The organism is Luteibacter sp. 1214 (assembly GCF_031455395.1).
Lineage (GTDB): Bacteria > Pseudomonadota > Gammaproteobacteria > Xanthomonadales > Rhodanobacteraceae > Luteibacter > Luteibacter mycovicinus.
The window spans coordinates 135,177-150,393 of the sequence record NZ_JAVDSQ010000007.1; the positions used below are offsets into that span (position 1 = coordinate 135,177).

The window sequence follows — 15,217 nt, forward strand, 5'->3', positions numbered from 1 at the left end:
ATTCGATCAGGGTGACGACGTGCGGGCCAGCCGGCGTTCGACGTCGTCGGTGAAGACGCGGGGCGAGACGAGCTGCATTTCGCCATCGGGGACGCTGACCGCGACCTGGATGGTGCTGGCGCGTGTGAGCCGTGCGCCGGTGATGGCGTCGCTGAGCGTGTAGTGGATCTTGAGCCGGTTCTGCCACTCGATCAGGTCGGCGCGCACGGTGAGCTTCTGGCCGAAGCGTGCGGCCTGCGCGTAGCGCAGCTGGAGGTCGATGATGGGCCAGGCGAAGCCTGTTTCCTTCATGCGCACGTAATTGTGGCCGACGTCGTCGAGCAGGGCGCAGCGCGCCACCTCGAGGTACTTCACGTAGTGGCCGTGCCAGACCACTTCCATCGAATCGACGTCGAAGAAGGGCACGATGACCTCGATCTCGGTCGCGAGCACACCGTTAGCGCGCATGGGGAGCTCCGTTCGTACCTTGCCAGTACGGGTGAAAATTGAACCATTGAAGCGGCGCATCGAGGCAACGGGCGGCCAGCCAGTCGGCATAGCGCGCGACCGCCTCCTGAATGAGGCCGGCGCGGCGCGCACGATCCCAGGCGGCGGCGTCCTCGAAGCGACGCAGATGAATGCGATAACGCGAGGCGTGCTTGAGACAGCAGACCACGTTGACCGGGCAGCGCAGCATGGCGGCCATCAGCCACGGGCCCTGAGGAAAGCGGGCTGGCGCGCCGAGGAAATCGGCCTCGACCGTGCGGGCACCGTGTGGGGGCACGCGGTCGCCGGCGATGGCGATCCACTCACCGCGATCCAGCCGTTGCGACAGATCCATCATGGTGGCGGTGTCCAGGTCGCCCACATGCATCAGCCGCAGTCGCCGATCGCCGGACTCACCGAGCAGCCGGTTGAAGTGCGCCGCGTTGGGCAGGTACATCAGCACGTTGAGCGCCACGCCCTCTCCGATCTCGGCCATGGCGCGGCACACGTCGAGGTTGCCCAGATGGGTGCAGATGAGGATCTGGCCGCGCCCGCCGCCAATCAGCGCGTTGCGTACGCCATCGGGATCGTCCATGTCCACGGATGACAGGCGGAGCTTGCCGCGCCAGACGTCGAAACGGTCGAGCATGCAGTCGCCGAAAGCACGGTACTGTGCGAAGGCCGCGCGTCGACGCGGGAAGAGATCCGTACGACCGCTCCAGGCGGCGAGGCGCCGCTGGTAGTCGGCCACGTTGCGTCGCGTGGTTCGCCCCGTCACGTAGAAATAAAGCACCACCAGCCAGATGACCGGCGTGGCGAGGCCACGACCCAGCAGGCGCACCGCGATCGCGGTGAGCTTGAGGCCGAGGAAACTGCCCCGCTCCTTCTGCGCGGTCCAGTGTCCGCTGGCAGCCGAATCAGACATGCGCGCCGTCCAGGCGCAGATACGCGGATGAGACGGGCTCTCCGTTCATGCGATACACGAACTGCAGGCGACCGCGCTCCTTATCGTGGCGGAGCAGCAGTTGTGGCCGGTCGCCCGGTCGAAGCAGGCGCTGGAACTTCAGTGCGTCCATGCCACGACACGTCTTCGGCGTACCCAGACGGACAGCGGCGAAAGACAATGCCCAGCCGACCTGCAGCACGCCCGGCACGACCGGCGCCTCGGGAAAGTGCTCGGCGAAGCAGGCCAGATCGAGCGGCAGCTCCAGATCGATGACCACGCCCTCATCGTCGCGATGCTCGCCGAGCACGACGGGCTCCGTCGGAAGCTCGGCCCGCAGTGCGTCGTCGACGTGCTGCGTGCCCGGCAAGTCGGCGACGAAACGCCAGACCAGCGGCGTCGACAGGGCGTCGTCGCCGGCGGCCTGTTGGCCCAGCTCGTTGAGCAGGCCGGTGCGTCCGTGGCGAAGCAGGGCGGTGCGGCCCGTGGCACTCAGCGCGACGACCATGCCCGGGCCCTTCTTGCCGGCGTAGCCACCCCCCGCACCGGCAACCCAGGGATGGGAACGCAGCCGTGAGGCGGCGGCGTCCATGGGCGCCTTGTTGATCCGCCGACGCAGACGCTGGCGCAGGATCCACTCGCCGAGGAAAAGCACGCCCATGACCGAGTAAGCCAGGATGCCGTTGTAGAAGGTCCACCACGACAGCGGCCCCCATCCCGCCAGCAGCGCGGAGGCGGTGCCATTGAAAAAGAAAAAACCCACCCACACCCAGGTGACCTTGCGTGTATACGCGACAGCCACCGGAGGCAGGTCGGGCTCGGTGACGCGCGCGATCCGCTCGATCATCGGCGGCCCGAACTTCAGGCTGAGGCCGAACGCGCCGAAGAGCAGCGCGCAGATCAGGCTCGGGTACCAGCGCAGCAGGCGCTCTTCGCCTCCGAAGGCGAGGACGGTGCAATAGATCAGCGTGATACCGAGCATCCATCCGCCGCCGGGCTGACGCAGGAGCGCCGGCGCGCGGATCAGCCACAAGCCGCCCAGGATCAGGCCGAATACCGGTGTGGACACGTGGTCCATGCCGAAATAGACGATGAACGGAAAGAGGATGCCGACGATGACCAGCACCATGTCGCTCAGTTTACGCATGACTCGCCGTTCGCTTTGACGTAGAGGGCCAGACGGTGGACCGTTTCGAAATGTCGGCGTGCATCGCGCGAATCCGAGGCGATCTTCAGTCCATATCGGGTCTGCAGGGCGAGTGCGAGTTCGAGCGCATCGACGGAATCCAGGCCGAGCCCTTGCCCGAACAGGGGCTGGTCCGCTGCGATGTCGTCCACCGTCAGGTGATCGAGTGCGAGTGTCTCGATGATGAGGCGGGCGATATCCCGCTCCAGGTCGTTCATGGCTTCCGTTCCCTGGCGTAGAGGCTGTGGAGGTGTTCGTTGAGACGGCGCGAGGCTATCGGCGCCGGGGTGCCTTCGCTGAAGGCTCGCACATCGAGGTCGTCACCGACGCGTATACGCACGTGCACGCGCCGGTCCGGCACGTGATACCAGCGATCCGCCTTGGTCAGCGTGGTCGGCTCGACGGTGATGTAGACGGGCGTGACGATCCGCGCGCCACGTACGGCGATGGCCGCCGCGCCGCGATGGAAGACCGGATCCTGCCCGGGCGTGGTACGCGTGCCCTCGGGAAAGACGATGAGCGTCTGGCCCTCACGCAACACGCCCGCCGCCCTTTCCAGCATCTCGGCGCTGCCGTCGTTGCTGATGTACTGGGCAACCGTCACCGGTCCGCGCATGTACGGATTCTTCCACAAGCTGTGTTTCACGATGCAGTTGGCGTCGGGCACGTGACCGAGCAGATACACGACGTCGATCAGCGATGGATGGTTGGCGACGATCATCTGGCCGGGCTTCCCCAGCCGCTCGCAGCCCTCGAAGTGCAAATCGACGACGCCCATGCGGCACATGAACCGCGAGTGGAGCCAGAAGGCGCGGCCGACGGTACGCCGCGCACGACGGCGTCGCACCGATGCTTCGCCGGGCCAGCGCAGAACCACGGGCAGGACGATCCCGCGGAGCAGGAGGCCGCCGATGCCGAACAACGCGAAGCTGAGCGCGGTGCCGATGAAGCGCCAGGCCCAGGCGTCGCGGCGTCGTTTCACGCTATGGGCTGCCAGGTCCATCGTCGTGTCTTCCACGGGTGGTCGAGGGAAGCGCCATGGTGCAGCGCACGGATAAAGCGCAGGGCATGCTGGCCGTCCACTGGCGCGGTCGCGTCGATGTTGCCGCGCAGGGACAGCTGCCAGCGCGCGCCGTCCCCGGGCATACCAGCCCGGGACACGCGCAACGCGACGGCGTATGAGAACGGCACGTCGTCGATCCAGCCGTCGTAAGCGACCGGCGGCCGCTCCTCCGCGACGACGACGATGACCGTCGGGGCACCGTCATCGAGCAGCGCCGCGGCTTCCACCATGGCGTGCTCGAAGGTATCGCCCTCACCCGCGATGGCGACGGATTCGTCGCGCTGGCCGCGCAGGATCGACCACTGCCCGGCGATCGCGTTGTGGACGGAAAGTCCGAAGCGGGTCGGTGACAGGGGGGCGTCGCGGCCGATCTCCTCGAGCATGGCGAAGGTATGCGTGGTTTCGCCGTGGCGCGAGGCGTAGACGAAGGGCAACTGCTCGTCCTCGGCGCATAACGGCCACGCGGTGTGCATGACGATGCGCGCAAGGCGGCTGAGTCGCCGGCGCTGCATCGGCGGCACGAAATCGCAGGCGGGCTGCTGGCCCGTATCGGCGGGCACATGCGGGGCCAAGGCCCAGCGTGCCCATGCATCGGCGTCCTCGATGCCGGGCGCCCACGCGCGCCAGTCGTCGATACGCAGGGCGATCATGCGCCGGCCCCGTCGAACCGGCGCACGACCAGCGCCGCACAACTGCCCCCGAAGCCGAACGTGTTCGACAGGAAGCTGTCGATGCGCGCGGGGCGCTCTCCTTCGATCAGGGGCGCGTCGGCGAAGGCCTCGTCGAGTTCGCGCACGGGAGCGCCGCCCAGCAACACGCCGGCTTCCATCATCGCGATGCCCGCGATCGTGTCGAACGCACCCGCCGCGGCCGGCGCGTGCCCAATCAGCCCCTTGATCGAGGACATCCACGGCACGGCGAACCCGCGGTCGCCGAACACGCGGCACAGCGCGTGCCATTCGGCGAGGTCGCCCTGGATCGTGGCACAGGCATGGGTGTTGATGTAGTCGGGGATCGTTCCCGCCAGGTCGATGGCCTGGTGCATGGCCTCGGCCATGCCACCGGCCTCCGGGCTGATCATCCCGTCAGGATCGGAGGCGGCACCGTAGCCCGCCATTTCGGCGAGGATCGTGGCGCCACGCGCCTGCGCATGCTCCAGCGATTCGAGCACGAGTACACCCGCGCCACCACCCAGCAGGATGCCGTCGCGGTCGGCCTCGTAAGGGGCGGACACGCGCTCGCCCGGAGCACTCGTCGTCGACAGCGCATTCATGACGTCGAAGCACATCGCGGCTTTGTCGTGCAGTTCTTCCGCGCCACCGCAGATGACGACGTCCTGCCGGCCCAGCTGAATCAACTCCATCGCCTGGCCGATCGCATGCGTGGCGCTGGTGCACGCCGAGCTGACGGTAAAGGCACGACCGCCGAACCCGAACGCGTGCGTGAGGGTTGCCGCGACCGCGCTGCCCATGCTGCGCGGAACGATGAAGGGCGACAGACGCGAGATGCCGCGCGCGTGGAACATGTCGAGACCGGCTTCGTATTCGCTCAGCGCGGCGGAGCCGCCCATGACGATACCGACATCGCGTTCGCGCAGCCGGTCCTCGTCGAGGCCGGCTTCGGCAAGGGCTTCGCGCGCCGCATGCCACGCGTACTCGGCCGCTTGCGGCAGATAACGACGCAGCTTGCGGTGCGGTGGTTCCAGCGCGGCGATATCCGCCGGCGCGCCCACCCGACAGCGCATGCCCAGCGTCGCGAAGTCGGGCATCTCGCGGAAACCCGCGCGCTGCGCGCGCAACCCGTCGAACAGCGCGCGACGGTCCGGTCCCAGACAGGACACCGCGCCCATGCCGGTGACGACGACGCGTCTCATCAATCGACCGCCCTGAAGATCAGCGAGGTGTTGATGCCGCCGAAGGCAAAGTTGTTGTTCATCACGTAACCCGTGCGGATCTCGCGACCCTGGCCCGTGACGAAATCGAGCGCCGCGCACTCGGGGTCCGGGGTGTCGAGATTGATGGTCGGCGCGAACCAGCCGCGACGCATCATCTCGATCGCCCACCAGGATTCGAGCGCGCCGCACGCGCCGAGCGTGTGGCCGACATAGCTCTTCATCGAGCTGATCGGCACGCCGCCGCCCAGCACGTCGGCGGTGGCATGGGTTTCGGCCACGTCGCCGCGATCGGTGGCGGTGCCGTGCGCGCTGACGTAGCCGATCGCGTCGGGCGTGAGGCCCGCATCGGCCAGTGCCATGCGCATGGCGGCGGCCATCGTTTCGCGCGTGGGCTGCGTGATGTGCTGGCCGTCGGAATTGGTGCCGAAGCCGACCACCTCGGCGTAGATCGTCGCGCCGCGAGCCATCGCGTGTTCGTATTCTTCGAGGATCAGCGTCGTCGCACCTTCACCGACCACCAGGCCGTCGCGCTTGGCATCGAACGGGCGAGGCGTGAGTTCGGGTGAATCGTTGCGCGTGCTCGTCGCGAACAGGGTGTCGAACACCGCCGCCCCGGGGCCGGAGAGTTCCTCGGCACCGCCACAGAGCATCAGCGTCTGCTTGCCCTGCTGGATCGCCTCGTAGCCGTAGCCGATGGCCTGGCTGCCGGAGGTGCATGCGCTGGAGGTGGTGATGATGCGACCGCGCAGGCCGAAGAACACGCCCACGTTGACCGCGGTGGTGTGCGCCATCATCTGGATGTAGCTGGTCGCGGTGACGCCCTGCATCGAACCGGTCTCGAGCATGCGCCCGATGGTCTTGGCCGGCGCGATGCTGCCGCCCGACGAGCCATACGCCACACCCATGCGGCCGTCGGTGATGGAGGGATCGTTGATCAGTCCCGCGTCGATCAGTGCGCGCTCGCTGGCGGCGACGGCCAGCTGGGCCACGCGGCCCATCGAGCGCACGTGCTTGCGCGACCAGTGCACGGGCATCGCGAAGTCATCGACCGGGCAACCCAGACGACCGTTGAGCGCGTCGAAATAATCCCATTCGCCCATGCGGCGAACGGCATTGTGGAAACTGCGAAGCCGCGCCTCGATGGCATGCCAGTCGTGGCCCAGCGGCGTGATGCCACCGAAACCGGTGACGACGACGCGTTTGAGGGTGCGCGCTACCGGTGCGTGTGCGGCGGTGTTCATGCGGATGACTTCTTCGGTGCGGGGACGCTCACCGGCGCGATCAACGCCGTGAAGCCGATCCCGAGGAGCAGGGTGAGGCCGAAATGTTGCAGCGCCGGCATCGTGCTGAGCGCGAGCAGACCGAACGAGAGCAGGGCGGTCACGGCGGACAGCAGAACACCGGCATAGGCGGCGCCGGGAATGTGCGCGGCATGCGGCTCGCCTTCGCGCAGGAATACCGCGTAATTGGCGCCGACGCCGAGGACGAGCATCAGCGCCATGATGTGGAACAGCGTCAGCGGCTGGCCCAGGTAGCCGAGTGCCGCGACGCTGAAGACGATGCCGGCCAGCGGCGGCAGCAAGACGCGGCCGACCGCGCGTGGCCCGTAGCGCCACAGGAAAGCGAGACCGACGAGGGCGAGCGCGCCCCCGAGCCACACGTCCGCATAACCACGGTAGCGACCGAACAGGGCGGAAATGCTGGCCGGCTTGTCGACCAGCGACACGCCGGGCAGGCCTTCGGACGCCTGGCGCAGCAGGGCGACGTCGTCCTGGCCTTGCGGTACGACGATACTGCCGGTGCCGTGCGAACCGCTCAGCCACAGGTAGTGGAAGGGCGTGTACGCCGGCATCGCAAGCCAGTCATCGAGCGTGAAGGCGCGCCCGGGGTATGCGGTGACGAACGATGCCATGCCCTCGGGCCTGAATCCGGCAGCGGCGAGCCAGGCGTTCATACGGTCGGCCGGTGTGAACAACGGGGCGACCGCCGCGATGTTTTCCGCCTGTCGCTTCGCCGACGGCAGCATCGCGGTGATGCCCGTGAAACCGGTGAGCTTGCCGTCCGCGATCCATGTCCGCAGTCGATCTGTCAGCGCTTCTTCGCGCTGGAGCACTTCCTCGGCGCTGGCACCCTCGACCAGCCAGAACTGCGTCCCGCCACCGAAGCCGGCGACGTCTCGGATCGAGGCCGTCTGTGCTTCGAGTGTCTTCGGCGGGGAGATCAGCAGATGGATATCGTCGTCGTGGCCGAGGCGCAGCCAGCCGGGTATCGCGGCGACAGCGAGCACCGCGAGCACGACCAGGGCGCGCCGGCCGGACGCGGCGCGCTGCCAGCCCAGTGCCAGCCGGACCAGCGCGGGCGACAGCGGCGCACGCGCGGGTTTCTGCGCCAGCGCGGGAAGCAGCCAGAAGACGCTGGCGCATGCCACCGCCATACCGGCCATGGCGAACACGGCCATCTGTTGCAGGGCAGGGAAGGGCACGATGCCGAGCAAGGCATAGCCCAGCAGCGACGTGGCCAGCGCGAGCAACAACGCAGGGCGCACCTGGCGCACGCCACGCTCCGCGTTCCACGCGGCGCCGGTGTTGGCCCGCGCACACAGGTACTGGATCGAATAATCGACGGCCTCACCCAGCAAAGCGGCGCCGAAGACCAGCGTCAGCAGGTGCAGCTGGCCGAACACCAGCACGGTGGCGACGATCGCACCGACCACGCCCAGCGCGGTGGAAAGAAAGGCGATCAGCAGCGGACGCAGCGAGCGGAACACGAGCAGCAACAGCACCGCGATGCCCACCGACGAGGCGATGCCGACCACGTGCGTGTCGCGCTCGGCCCCCGCACGGGCGGCGGCGGCGTAGAAGATCGCACCCGTGCGCTGCAGCGTGGTGCCGGGGTGCTTCGCGAGCATGGCGGACTCCGCCGTCGCCAGCGTGGCCAGGGCCTTCCGCTGCACCACGTCGTCGTACGAGGAGCCCTTCAGCGTGGCAATCACCAGCACATAAGTGGTGTCACCCTGGTGTGCCGTGAGCATGTCGTCCTCGGGGACGAGGGTGGAGCGGTTCCACGGCTGGCGATCGAGCCAGTGCTGCATCCAGCCGAACGGATCGTCGGTCAGTTTCGCGCCGACGTTCGCGCCGAACGGCTCGTTGAGCCGGCGCCTGAGCGCGGCGACCGCATCGAAGCCCGGGCTGGTAAGGGCGGCCCGGTCTTCGGGGGTGAGCAGGTGGAAGCGGAACGGGAGGAACGGCGTGACCAGCTGATCGAGATCGAACGGCGGCAGTTCGGCGATCACCGAGGCGAATACCGGATCCTTGCCCAGCGCCTCACCGAGTTCGCGCGCCGCGGTCTTGGCCGCGTCGTCGTCATCGTTCGACACCAGCAGGATCATGCGGTCGCCGCTGGCGCGGGCCAGTCGCTCGACGGCGTCCTCCGCCAGCGGGTGGCGTTCCGTCGCGGGCAGGATCGTCATGATGTCGGTCTGCAGCGGCGAGGTGCCGCGACCGAAGAGGAGCCACGCGCAGAACAGGCAGATGCCCAGCGCTACGAGCGTGAAGAGCCCGGCCCGCAGCGTTGTCGGGGACGGCCTCATGGAACGCCGAGGACCTTCGCTTCGACCGGGGTCAGCGAGTCGGCGTCCCGCGTATTCGTGAACGTGATCAGGGTGCGCTCGCCGCTCGCGAGGTTCACTTCGATGGACTCGAGGAACGCGTCGCCCTTCAGTGTGATGCCGGCCAGGACGCGTGCCACGCGTGCCTGCCGCGGCACGAAGGTCAGGGTCCAGCGGTCGATGCTGCCGTCGGCCGTGATGGTGAACTGGCGAGCGGCTTCCTCGGACTTACCGGCGAGCAGCGACTGCAGCATGCCCGAGACCTGGCTCACGCCACGGTTGCCGTCACGGACCCGCTCCAGCTTGCCCTGCGCGTTCAGGCGGCGCGTATCGCCGGACGTGAGTACCAGGGTGTCCTCGAACGGATCGCGCGTGTGCCAGACCATGCCGTGTCCGATGACGAACAGCAGGTCGCCCTTGCTGACCTGCGGCTCCGCAAGGGCGGGGTTTTCGCGGCTCTGGCTGAATTCGGCGCGCACCTGGGGGTGTTTGGCCAGGCTGCCGAGGATCTCGTTGGCGAGCGATGGCGCCTGGGCATGGACGGAGGTGACGAAGAGCAGGGCGATCAGGGTAAGCAGACGGTGCATCAGGGGGATCCGTGGCGGAACTTGCGAATGAGGAGGCGCGGTGCACGTGGCAGCATGCCGAGAAGGAGTCGCGTGTGCATCGCCGTGATACGCGCGTTGTCGCGCCACATGCGGAAATGCGAGAGTCCGTTCTCCGGGTAGATTACCCGCGTTGGCAGGTTGCGTACCGGCACGCCCCGCCAGTACAGGCGCACCGCGATCTCGGTGTCGAAGTCCATCCGCGTCGGCAGCGGCTTGCGGGCGATTTCGGCACGCGTCTCGGCAAGCGGATACAGGCGGTAGCCGCACATCGAGTCCTGAATGTCGAAGGATAGCGTTTCCGCCCAGACGCAGACGTGTGTGAGGTATCGACCGTAAAGGCGCGCGCGGGGCACCGAATCGTCGTAGATCGGCTTGCCGCAGATCATGGCTTCGGGTGCGGCTTCCGCCGCCGCGAGAAAACGAGGCACATCGGCCGTGTCGTGCTGACCGTCGGCGTCGATCTGCAGCACATGGCTGTAGCCCGCGTCGTGCGCGGCAACGAAACCCGCCGTCAATGCGGCGCCTTTGCCGCCGTTCTCCGGCAGGCGGATGAGGCGAAGGTCGTCGCGACCGCCGACAAGCGCGTCGAGGATGATCCGCGTCTCTTCGTTCGAACCATCGTCCACGATCAGCACGGGCACGCCATGGGCCGCGAGCGCATTGGCCGTCGCGCCGATGGTGTGTCCGTGGTTGTAGATCGGTACGACCGCGCAGGGCGCGAAGGATCGCGCCGCGTCGTCGCGCGGTCCGGGCCTGCCCCCCATCGGTCGGCTCAGCGAGCGACCAGCGTCTGCACGGTGGCGACCACGTCGCCGACCGTACGCACGCTCTTGAAGTCCTCGGGCTTGATCCGGGTGCCGGTCATGTCCTGCACCTGGATCGCCAGATCGATCGCGTCGATGCTGTCCAGTTCCAGGTCGGTGAAGAGGTTGGCGTCGGGCGTCACCTTGGCCGGGTCGATCTCGAACGTCTCCTGCAGCACGGTGCGCAGGCGATCGAGTACATCGTCGAAGGTGAAGGTTTCAGCTGGGATCGCGCTCATAGCTCGGTAAGTCCATTTCATCCCCGGACGGGCGATCCACCGGTTGCGCGGGCAAGCGGGAGGCGGCGCCATCACCGAGGCGATGAAGGTGATCGGAAGTCTCTGGTTGTCGCCGCCTCTCGGACGGCATCCCCTGGGCCCCAAAAGCGCCGTGTAGGCAAAGCCTTACAAGATCCCCAGGGGCGACAAAAGTGTAACAGATCGCGCCCCTGAGCCAAGGCCGATCGTGTGAAATCGTGGGAATCGGCGGCCGCGTCGCGCCGATTCCCCGGCAGCCGTTGGCGCAGGCCCTTCGCGACGTATAGGCGGGTGGCGTCCGCCGCGTCCGCCCGGTCACGGCGCCGGCGGACACCACGCGTCCGCGGACACGGAAATTTTTCCGTCACATCGCGCGGAATGGCGCCGCAGGGCGGTCTGGCAGGTAAATCGGCCGTTGGCACGACCGATGCACTCTCCCTGGTGAAAGCACTTCCCATCGTCCAAGGAGAACGACCATGAAATTCGAAACGATCCTGCTCAAGGGCTTTTTTGTCGCCGCCGTCCTGACCTGCCTGCTTACCTTCGGCGCCATGGTCGGCACCAGCACCCCGATCGCCAGCCCGACGCTGGTGGCCACTGGGCGCTGATGCCCGGGCATCGCTCCCTCAGGGCGTCTGCACCACGCAAATGTCGCAGGGTCCAACGTCGTCCGACCGGCGACGTGTGGAATCGATGCAAGGTCGAAGTCCGCAAAGAAAAAGCCGCCGGATCGCACCGGCGGCCCTTGTCTTGCCAGTTCCGCAAAGAGGCGGTTCGCGAACGGTCATGCGGGCTTGACGTTGCTGGCTGGCCCGCCAGGGTTACCGGTATACGTTACGCGCTGGCCATCGGTCGCTGTGGTGTAACCAGCGAAGGAGAGATCCTGCATGTTGCTGGTCTGTCCTTCCGGACGAACGCTTCCACGCTTGTAATTGTCTTTCTCGGTCGTCTGGATAATCAGGGTGCCGATAGGCATGACTTGCTCCTTGTCAGGTGGTCGGCTCGGCAACATGCCGGGCCAGGAACAGTGTCGCTCGATGGTGCCGGGTGTCCAGACGCGCCGATCCGGCAGAAAAAAAGCCACCGGATTGCTCGCGGTGGCTTTCGTGGGCTCGCAGATAAACGCTTACTGACCGCGCATGCGGCCCTGGAAACGCGGCGCGCCGTTGCCCATGTGGGGCAGACGGATCTTGCCGATGGCGCTGATGCGCTCTTCCGCCATGCGGTCCGCGGCCTTGTAGGTCGGGATGTTGTCGCGCGAGGAGATTTCGAAGATGCGACCGACGTTGTAGTAGATCGTGCGCATCATGCGCATGGCGCGCTCGCGGTTGTAACCGTCGATCTCGAGCGAGACGTTCATCACGCCGCCGGCGTTGACCGCGTAGTCCGGTGCGTAGACGATACCGCGACGGGCGAGTTCGTCACCGATCGCGTCGGTTGCCAGCTGGTTGTTGGCCGCGCCGCAGATGATCTTCGCCTTGATGCGGTCGATGGTCTGCTCGTTGACCGTGCCGCCCAGCGCGCAGGGGCTGTACACGTCGGCGTCGACGTCGTAGATCTCGTCGAGACCCACGGCTTCGCAGCCCAGTTCGTCGACGCAACGCTGCACGGCATCCTTGTTGATGTCGGTGACGAACACCTTGGCGCCCTGCTCGCGGAGCAGCTTGATGAACTCGCTGCCGACGTGGCCGCAGCCCTGCACGGCGTAGCTGTACTTACCCACGTCTTCGTTGCCGTGCTTGGACTGCAGCGCGGCCATCAGGCCCTGCAGCGTACCGAACGCGGTGAACGGCGAAGGGTCGCCCGAACCGCCGTGCACCTGATGCACGCCGGTGACGTACTCGGTTTCACGGTAGACGTATTCCATGTCGTTGACGTCGATGCCCACGTCTTCGGCCGTGATGTAGCGACCGTTGAGCGAGTTGACGAAACGGCCGAAGGCGCGGAACAGCGCTTCGGACTTGTCCCTGGAGGGATCGCCGATGATCACGGCCTTGCCGCCGCCGAGGTTCAGGCCGGCCACGGCATTCTTGTACGTCATGCCGCGCGACAGGCGCAGCACGTCGTTGACGGCATCCTGCTCGGTCTTGTACGGCCACATGCGCAGGCCGCCGAGGGAAGGACCCAGCACGGTATTGTGGATCGCGATGATGGCCTTCAGGCCCGCGTCCTTGTTATGGCAGAAGACGACTTCTTCGTGGCCCGTGTTGGCGATGGTTTCGAAAATCATCGAACGCAAACTCCAGTGACAAGCGGCAGCAGCACCGCCTCTAGGTGATGACCGGCGGCGGGGACCACCGGTCGATAATGACGTTCCAAAAAAATCGCCCCGGCCTGGAAGGGCGGGGGCGATCTGTCGTGTCAGGTGCCTAGTTTAAACCGTTGTGAGCGTCCGTGTAGGTGCGGCGCAGCAGATGAGGCTCAGCGGTGCCAGTGAGGGTCGCGGACCCAGGTCTCACGCTCGACGCGCCAGCCCCGGCCGTAGGGGTGCCACACCGGCGGGCGGTAGACGTAGCCGGGACGTACCGTGGCCCAGCGGCCGCCGACCCAGACGTAGCGGCCGCCGTACCAGTTCCAGTAGCCAGGCGCCCAGACATAGCCGGCGCGCGGGGGCGGGACGCGCTCGAAGCGCGGCGGCGGCGGACGGGTGCCGACGGTGACCTCGACATATTCCCGTGCCGCGACCGGCGGGGTGTAGCTTGCGGCGCCGGCGGCCAGGCCCATGACGGCGACGGCGGCGAGGGTACGGGTCAGCTTGGTCATCGGTGTTCTCCTTCGCGAGGTTCCGCGGATGCGGATTCGGGGGCCAGAACGCGGGTTCCTTCGAGCGGGTTGACCCGCCGGGGCGCGTAATGTTCAGCTTCGCGAAAGCTTCCCGTGGGGGAACCTTGCGACGCTCCGCTGCTCCAAGACCCACATGCCCACTCTTACCGCCACCGGCCCGCTCCCGCCCATGAAGCCTCCCCGCCGTTTTGGCGTGCGCACCATCGCGACCCTGCTGGGCATCCGTTTCGCATACCGGCTGGGCAGTCGCCTGGCACCTGCGCGCACGGTGGCCCACGCGGCGCGGACCTTCCAGACTCCACTGCCGAGCAGCCGGGTTCGCGCCGCCTACGCCGCGACCACGATGTCGGCGCGGCGTGAGACGGTGCGACTGGGCGGCGAATCGATCGAAACCTACATCTGGGGCGACCCTGCGACGCAGCCTTACATCCTGCTGGCTCATGGCTGGTCGAGTCTGGGCTTGCGCTGGGAGTCCTGGGCACCGTGGCTTCTCGCCAAGGGCTGGGCCGCGGTGTCCTTCGACCAGCCCGGTCACGGTCACAGCGGCGGCGATCTGTGCACGCTGCCCGATTTCGTCCGGACGCTGGCTGCGGTGGGCTGTCACTACGGTGACGCGCACGGCGTCGTCGCCCATTCACTGGGCGGCGCGGCCGCGACGCTGGCGCTGGAGGACGGGTGGACGGCGAAGCGGGTGGTGCTGATCGCTCCCGCGGCGGACCCCCAGGGCGCCACGCGGCGCTTCTCGCGCTTCGTCCGCCTCGCCGAGCATCTGCGTCCGTCGCTGCATGCGGCGCTGACCGAGCGCACCGGCATACTCATCGACGATCTGCATATCGCGCATCACGCGCCGAAGCGGACCCAGCCCGCCTTGATCTTCCACGACTTCTTCGACCGCGATGTCCCGGTGGAAGAGGGGGAGCTCTACGCGCGGCTGTGGCCCGATGCCACCTTGCTGAAAACCCGCAGACTGGGCCATCGCCGGATCGTCGATGACGAAAGCGTCATGACCGCGGCGATAGCCTTTCTGGATGGCGTGGAGCTTCGCTGAGCCCGCCACATAGTCCCCCCTTCGAGGAGCGAGCCATGACGACCACCTGTGCGGTGTGTGGAACGGAGCACGACGAAGAGGCACTGGAACTGGGCTACCGCCGGCCGGACGCCGTGATCGATCTCGATGCCGCTACGCGAGCCGCGGGCGTATTCGAGAACGACGACCTCTGTGTCATCGATGCGAAGCGTTTTTTCGTCCGCGCGACGTTGCCGCTGCCGGTTAACGGACGTAACGGAAATTACCAGATCGGTGTCTGGGTCGAAGTCGCTTCTTCCGACTTCGACCGGATCGGCAAACTCTGGACCGACCCGGGTCAGGCGGCCGAGCCTCCCATGTCGGCGACCCTGGCGAACGAGGTGCGTCTGCATCCGGACAGCCTCGGGCAGGCCTTGCTGCTGCAGCTCACGGGACCGAAGACACGCCCCCAGGTGTTCGTGCGTGACGCGACGTATTCGCTGGGTGCCGAGCAGCGGCACGGCATCAGCGCGCACCGGGCGAGCGAATACTCGGTCGGACTCAGGGCGGCGTGAGGCGTTACGCAGTGCGGCGGCGTATC

Annotated in this window: 18 protein-coding genes; 3 read left to right on the forward strand and 15 right to left on the reverse strand. The window is 67.2% G+C overall.

What is annotated here, in order from left to right:
- Positions 1-6 precede the first annotated feature (6 nt).
- Genes J2X57_RS15860 through J2X57_RS15915 form a run of 12 tightly spaced genes read right to left on the reverse strand, consistent with a single transcriptional unit; the run spans position 7 to position 10,808 of the window.
- Entirely contained in the window at positions 7-447 is a 441-nt protein-coding gene (locus tag J2X57_RS15860; protein ID WP_036111577.1) for an acyl-CoA thioesterase, read from the reverse strand.
- The gene (locus J2X57_RS15865) at positions 437-1,390 is read right to left on the reverse strand and encodes a glycosyl transferase (RefSeq protein WP_309868606.1); all 954 of its coding nucleotides are present in this window, start codon (positions 1,388-1,390) and stop codon (positions 437-439) included. Before J2X57_RS15865 ends, J2X57_RS15860 begins: the two co-directional genes overlap by 11 nt.
- Positions 1,383-2,555, reverse strand: a complete 1,173-nt coding sequence (locus tag J2X57_RS15870; RefSeq protein WP_309868608.1) for a hypothetical protein — start codon at positions 2,553-2,555, stop codon at positions 1,383-1,385. Before J2X57_RS15870 ends, J2X57_RS15865 begins: the two co-directional genes overlap by 8 nt.
- Positions 2,543-2,812 (reverse strand): phosphopantetheine-binding protein, encoded by a 270-nt coding sequence (locus J2X57_RS15875; RefSeq protein WP_036111583.1) that lies wholly within the window; start codon positions 2,810-2,812, stop codon positions 2,543-2,545. The genes J2X57_RS15870 and J2X57_RS15875 overlap by 13 nt, the downstream gene beginning before the upstream one ends.
- Positions 2,809-3,576 carry a lysophospholipid acyltransferase family protein gene (locus tag J2X57_RS15880; protein WP_308846494.1) on the reverse strand — a complete coding sequence of 256 codons (768 nt, stop codon included), beginning with the start codon at positions 3,574-3,576 and terminating at the stop codon, positions 2,809-2,811. Before J2X57_RS15880 ends, J2X57_RS15875 begins: the two co-directional genes overlap by 4 nt.
- Positions 3,573-4,307 carry a beta-ketoacyl synthase chain length factor gene (locus J2X57_RS15885; protein ID WP_309868610.1) on the reverse strand — a complete coding sequence of 245 codons (735 nt, stop codon included), beginning with the start codon at positions 4,305-4,307 and terminating at the stop codon, positions 3,573-3,575. The genes J2X57_RS15880 and J2X57_RS15885 overlap by 4 nt, the downstream gene beginning before the upstream one ends.
- Positions 4,304-5,530 (reverse strand): beta-ketoacyl-[acyl-carrier-protein] synthase family protein, encoded by a 1,227-nt coding sequence (locus tag J2X57_RS15890; RefSeq protein WP_309868612.1) that lies wholly within the window; start codon positions 5,528-5,530, stop codon positions 4,304-4,306. The genes J2X57_RS15885 and J2X57_RS15890 overlap by 4 nt, the downstream gene beginning before the upstream one ends.
- Positions 5,530-6,792, reverse strand: a complete 1,263-nt coding sequence (locus J2X57_RS15895; protein WP_308846492.1) for a beta-ketoacyl-ACP synthase — start codon at positions 6,790-6,792, stop codon at positions 5,530-5,532. The genes J2X57_RS15890 and J2X57_RS15895 overlap by 1 nt, the downstream gene beginning before the upstream one ends.
- Entirely contained in the window at positions 6,789-9,140 is a 2,352-nt protein-coding gene (locus J2X57_RS15900) for an MMPL family transporter (RefSeq protein WP_309868614.1), read from the reverse strand. The genes J2X57_RS15895 and J2X57_RS15900 overlap by 4 nt, the downstream gene beginning before the upstream one ends.
- A complete protein-coding gene (locus J2X57_RS15905) occupies positions 9,137-9,745 on the reverse strand; it encodes an outer membrane lipoprotein carrier protein LolA (RefSeq protein WP_043695050.1) in 609 nt (202 codons plus the stop codon). Before J2X57_RS15905 ends, J2X57_RS15900 begins: the two co-directional genes overlap by 4 nt.
- A complete protein-coding gene (locus J2X57_RS15910) occupies positions 9,745-10,530 on the reverse strand; it encodes a glycosyltransferase family 2 protein (protein ID WP_051943407.1) in 786 nt (261 codons plus the stop codon). The genes J2X57_RS15905 and J2X57_RS15910 overlap by 1 nt, the downstream gene beginning before the upstream one ends.
- An 8-nt stretch (positions 10,531-10,538) precedes the next feature.
- Positions 10,539-10,808, reverse strand: coding sequence for an acyl carrier protein (locus J2X57_RS15915; protein WP_051943409.1), 270 nt, complete (start codon positions 10,806-10,808; stop codon positions 10,539-10,541).
- Between the two features lie 494 nt (positions 10,809-11,302).
- On the opposite strand from J2X57_RS15915, the gene J2X57_RS15920 reads away from it, so the two are divergent.
- On the forward strand, positions 11,303-11,434 hold the full coding sequence (locus J2X57_RS15920; RefSeq protein WP_275041276.1) for a hypothetical protein: 132 nt from the start codon (positions 11,303-11,305) through the stop codon (positions 11,432-11,434).
- A 176-nt stretch (positions 11,435-11,610) separates the two neighbouring features.
- Here J2X57_RS15920 and J2X57_RS15925 read toward each other — a convergent pair whose 3' ends face one another.
- The 3 genes from J2X57_RS15925 to J2X57_RS15935 all read right to left on the reverse strand — a co-directional run bounded on the left by J2X57_RS15925 (position 11,611) and on the right by J2X57_RS15935 (position 13,589).
- The gene (locus J2X57_RS15925; RefSeq protein ID WP_309868616.1) at positions 11,611-11,802 is read right to left on the reverse strand and encodes a hypothetical protein; all 192 of its coding nucleotides are present in this window, start codon (positions 11,800-11,802) and stop codon (positions 11,611-11,613) included.
- A gap of 150 nt (positions 11,803-11,952) precedes the next feature.
- Complete coding sequence (locus tag J2X57_RS15930; RefSeq protein WP_036111602.1) at positions 11,953-13,056, reverse strand: Glu/Leu/Phe/Val dehydrogenase dimerization domain-containing protein; 1,104 nt, start codon at positions 13,054-13,056, stop codon at positions 11,953-11,955.
- 191 nt (positions 13,057-13,247) lie between these two features.
- A complete protein-coding gene (locus J2X57_RS15935; protein WP_051943411.1) occupies positions 13,248-13,589 on the reverse strand; it encodes a YXWGXW repeat-containing protein in 342 nt (113 codons plus the stop codon).
- 190 nt (positions 13,590-13,779) lie between these two features.
- Here J2X57_RS15935 and J2X57_RS15940 point away from each other — a divergent pair, with 190 nt between their 5' ends.
- Both J2X57_RS15940 and J2X57_RS15945 read left to right on the forward strand, forming a co-directional pair.
- Positions 13,780-14,658, forward strand: a complete 879-nt coding sequence (locus J2X57_RS15940; protein WP_051943413.1) for an alpha/beta fold hydrolase — start codon at positions 13,780-13,782, stop codon at positions 14,656-14,658.
- A 35-nt stretch (positions 14,659-14,693) separates the two neighbouring features.
- Complete coding sequence (locus J2X57_RS15945; protein ID WP_036111605.1) at positions 14,694-15,191, forward strand: DUF2199 domain-containing protein; 498 nt, start codon at positions 14,694-14,696, stop codon at positions 15,189-15,191.
- The last annotated feature ends 26 nt before the right edge of the window (positions 15,192-15,217 follow it).

Coding starts and splice junctions, on each gene's coding strand:
- J2X57_RS15860 (WP_036111577.1), bottom strand. CDS start 447: ATGCGCGCTAACGGTGTGCTCGCGACCGAGATCGAGGTCATCGTGCCC.
- J2X57_RS15865 (WP_309868606.1), bottom strand. CDS start 1,390: ATGTCTGATTCGGCTGCCAGCGGACACTGGACCGCGCAGAAGGAGCGG.
- J2X57_RS15870 (WP_309868608.1), bottom strand. CDS start 2,555: ATGCGTAAACTGAGCGACATGGTGCTGGTCATCGTCGGCATCCTCTTT.
- J2X57_RS15875 (WP_036111583.1), bottom strand. CDS start 2,812: ATGAACGACCTGGAGCGGGATATCGCCCGCCTCATCATCGAGACACTC.
- J2X57_RS15885 (WP_309868610.1), bottom strand. CDS start 4,307: ATGATCGCCCTGCGTATCGACGACTGGCGCGCGTGGGCGCCCGGCATC.
- J2X57_RS15890 (WP_309868612.1), bottom strand. CDS start 5,530: ATGAGACGCGTCGTCGTCACCGGCATGGGCGCGGTGTCCTGTCTGGGA.
- J2X57_RS15895 (WP_308846492.1), bottom strand. CDS start 6,792: ATGAACACCGCCGCACACGCACCGGTAGCGCGCACCCTCAAACGCGTC.
- J2X57_RS15900 (WP_309868614.1), bottom strand. CDS start 9,140: ATGAGGCCGTCCCCGACAACGCTGCGGGCCGGGCTCTTCACGCTCGTA.
- J2X57_RS15905 (WP_043695050.1), bottom strand. CDS start 9,745: ATGCACCGTCTGCTTACCCTGATCGCCCTGCTCTTCGTCACCTCCGTC.
- J2X57_RS15910 (WP_051943407.1), bottom strand. CDS start 10,530: ATGGGGGGCAGGCCCGGACCGCGCGACGACGCGGCGCGATCCTTCGCG.
- J2X57_RS15915 (WP_051943409.1), bottom strand. CDS start 10,808: ATGAGCGCGATCCCAGCTGAAACCTTCACCTTCGACGATGTACTCGAT.
- J2X57_RS15920 (WP_275041276.1), top strand. CDS start 11,303: ATGAAATTCGAAACGATCCTGCTCAAGGGCTTTTTTGTCGCCGCCGTC.
- J2X57_RS15925 (WP_309868616.1), bottom strand. CDS start 11,802: ATGCCTATCGGCACCCTGATTATCCAGACGACCGAGAAAGACAATTAC.
- J2X57_RS15930 (WP_036111602.1), bottom strand. CDS start 13,056: ATGATTTTCGAAACCATCGCCAACACGGGCCACGAAGAAGTCGTCTTC.
- J2X57_RS15935 (WP_051943411.1), bottom strand. CDS start 13,589: ATGACCAAGCTGACCCGTACCCTCGCCGCCGTCGCCGTCATGGGCCTG.
- J2X57_RS15940 (WP_051943413.1), top strand. CDS start 13,780: ATGAAGCCTCCCCGCCGTTTTGGCGTGCGCACCATCGCGACCCTGCTG.
- J2X57_RS15945 (WP_036111605.1), top strand. CDS start 14,694: ATGACGACCACCTGTGCGGTGTGTGGAACGGAGCACGACGAAGAGGCA.